Source organism: Dorea sp. OM07-5, assembly GCF_003481355.1.
GTDB classification, from domain to species: domain Bacteria; phylum Bacillota; class Clostridia; order Lachnospirales; family Lachnospiraceae; genus Dorea_D; species Dorea_D hominis.
This window is the reverse complement of the sequence record NZ_QUKZ01000041.1, coordinates 1-2,389: the sequence shown is the minus strand read 5'-3', so window position 1 is coordinate 2,389 and position 2,389 is coordinate 1. Positions and strand designations below refer to the sequence as shown.

Here is a 2,389-nt window from a genome sequence, read left to right as displayed (position 1 = left end):
CTCGATGATCTGACAACCAGAGACCAGCGTATGATGTTCGGGATTTTGACAATGGTACATCTGGCAGACAGCAAAAAGCAACTGGATTCCGATACGGAACTGATTCTGTCAATCGCAAGAAAGCATCTGTGTCAGATGGCAACATTAAAGTGGCAGCAAGTGGACGGACTTAATACAGTGCTTCCTTACGGACTGCGAAAGATCAATGCCCTGCGTACATTGACAACGGAATCAACGGCTGTTTTAATCCCGTTCCATACACAGGAAATCCTGCAGCCGGGCGGTATCTATTATGGGCAGAATGCAGTCAGCAAGAACCTTCTGGTAGCCGACCGGAAGAAACTGATGAATGGAAACAGTTTCCGGTTGGGCGTCAGTGGATCAGGAAAGAGCTTTTCGGCAAAAGAAGAGATTGTGCATCTGGCACTGGCTACGGATGATGATATCCTGATCCTCGACCCGGAGTCCGAATTTACAAAACTGGTAGAGGCTCTGGGGGGCCAGGTCGTAAAAGTATCTGCAACATCCGATAATCATCTGAATGCAATGGATATGGACGCAGCCTATGGAAATGAAAAGAACCCACTGATTGAAAAGTCGGAGTTCATCCTGTCCGTATTTGAACAGTTAGTCGGGGCAGGAAATCTGTCGGCAAAAGAAAAGTCCATCCTGGACCGCTGTGCTGCAGATGTGTACCGGGATTATATCCGGAGTGGTTATACCGGGGAAGTTCCGACATTGAAAGATATGTACCGGCAGTTGATGTTGCAGCCGGAAGAAGAGGCAAGAGGGCTCGCACTTTCCTCGGAACTCTTTATCAATGGAAGTCTGAACACCTTTGCACAGCCGACCAATGTGAATAAGAAGAACAGGATCATGGATTATGATATCCGGGAACTGGGGGAACAGCTTATGCCACTGGGAATGCTGGTTACCTTAGACAGTATTTTCAACAGGGTAATTCAGAACTGGAAAGAAGGAAAAACGACATGGATATTTGCCGATGAGTTCTATCTGTTATTCCGCTATGAATACAGTGCAAATTTCTTCTACCGACTGTACAAGAGAATCAGAAAATACAATGGATTCGTGACAGGTTTAACCCAAAATGTTGAGGAACTTCTGAAATCGGACACTGCAAGACTGATGTTGGCAAACAGTGAGTTTTTGATTCTTTTGAATCAGGCAAGTACAGACAGGGAAGAATTGGCAGCTCTTTTGAATATTTCCGAAAACCAACTGTCCTATATTACAAATGTATCGGTTGGTAGTGGCCTGATCCGTTGCTCTGGAAATATCGTACCATTTGAGAATACGTTCCCAAAGAATACAGACCTTTATAAACTAATGACAACAAAACCGGGAGAATCATAATGAAGAAAAAAGAAGAAGTAACGATAACTTTTTATGCTGCAGAGTGCGGTGAGTTCCATGATTTAGGAGAATATACAAAATGCAGAACGCTGGAAGAGGCATATAAAAAGTACCAGAAGTATTGTAGAACATCTGCCAATATGTGTCCGGCTATTGAATTTTCTATCCATGATCCGGACTCTATTTATTCGGATATGGAATATCGATTGCCGTTATCATCTAAAGATAGGGGTGATTTGGAACTTGTGCCATATTACAACGAACATCCACTGGTAAATGAGGCAATCAGACAGGTGGAGCAGTTGCAGAAACAGCAGGAAAAAAAGAAACATCGGGATGTTGCCCGATGAGATAAGAGATACGGAAAGAGGGTGACCGGATGAAAGATATCAAGGAACGGGTAAGGGATAAGAATCCGAAGATTCGAAATCCGGCTGCCCGACTTCCGAAAGAACTGGTTCGCTCAGCGGTTCTGGAAGCAAAAGAAAAGCCAAGGGAACTACATGAAAAAAGCAGTGGGCAGTCAGACTCCCCAACACAGTATGGAACTGAAAAAATAGAATCCGTACAATACAGGGCGGCGAGTGTGGCAGGAAAAACTATAGGGAAAACCACATATCAAGGTGGAAAAAAACTTGCCGGAGTGACCTACAGGAAGATAAAGGAAAGAAAGAACAGACAGGAAGAAGTGAAAGTTGCCGAAGAAGCAATGGAGCAGGGGGCAGAAAGCGGAAAGAAATTAATCAAGCTGAAACCGGAGCAGGCCGCCCTTGCCAAGGAGAATGGTAAACGGCAGGTGAAAGCAGCACCGAGAGTGGTAAAAGTATCCGGTCTGTCTCAGGAGAAAATAAAGACACAAGCATCCATGCAGAAACAGCAGATGGAAAAAAGTCTTCAGGCGATGCAGAAAGCAAGAGCAGTCCAGATGGCAAGAAAATCAGCACAGGCATCGACAGAAAGTGGAAAAGCAGTCTTTCAGGTAACTGGAAAGGGTTCAAAGTTATCCGTACAGGGA

Annotated in this window: 2 protein-coding genes and 1 pseudogene; all 3 read left to right on the top strand. The window is 44.7% G+C overall.

The genetic code is table 11. The features are described from left to right. A partial coding sequence (locus DXC04_RS15265) for a VirB4-like conjugal transfer ATPase, CD1110 family (RefSeq protein WP_118661326.1) occupies positions 1-1,374 on the top strand: 1,374 nt, incomplete at its 5' end. Continuing rightward, entirely contained in the window at positions 1,374-1,724 is a 351-nt protein-coding gene (locus tag DXC04_RS15260; RefSeq protein ID WP_118661325.1) for a hypothetical protein, read from the top strand. The genes DXC04_RS15265 and DXC04_RS15260, both read left to right, overlap by 1 nt. A gap of 29 nt (positions 1,725-1,753) precedes the next feature. Then, a pseudogene (locus DXC04_RS15255) lies at positions 1,754-2,389 on the top strand (lytic transglycosylase); the annotation flags it as partial.

Excerpts from the sequence above, each read along its gene's own strand:
- DXC04_RS15260 (WP_118661325.1), top strand. The coding sequence starts at position 1,374 with ATGAAGAAAAAAGAAGAAGTAACGATAACTTTTTATGCTGCAGAGTGC.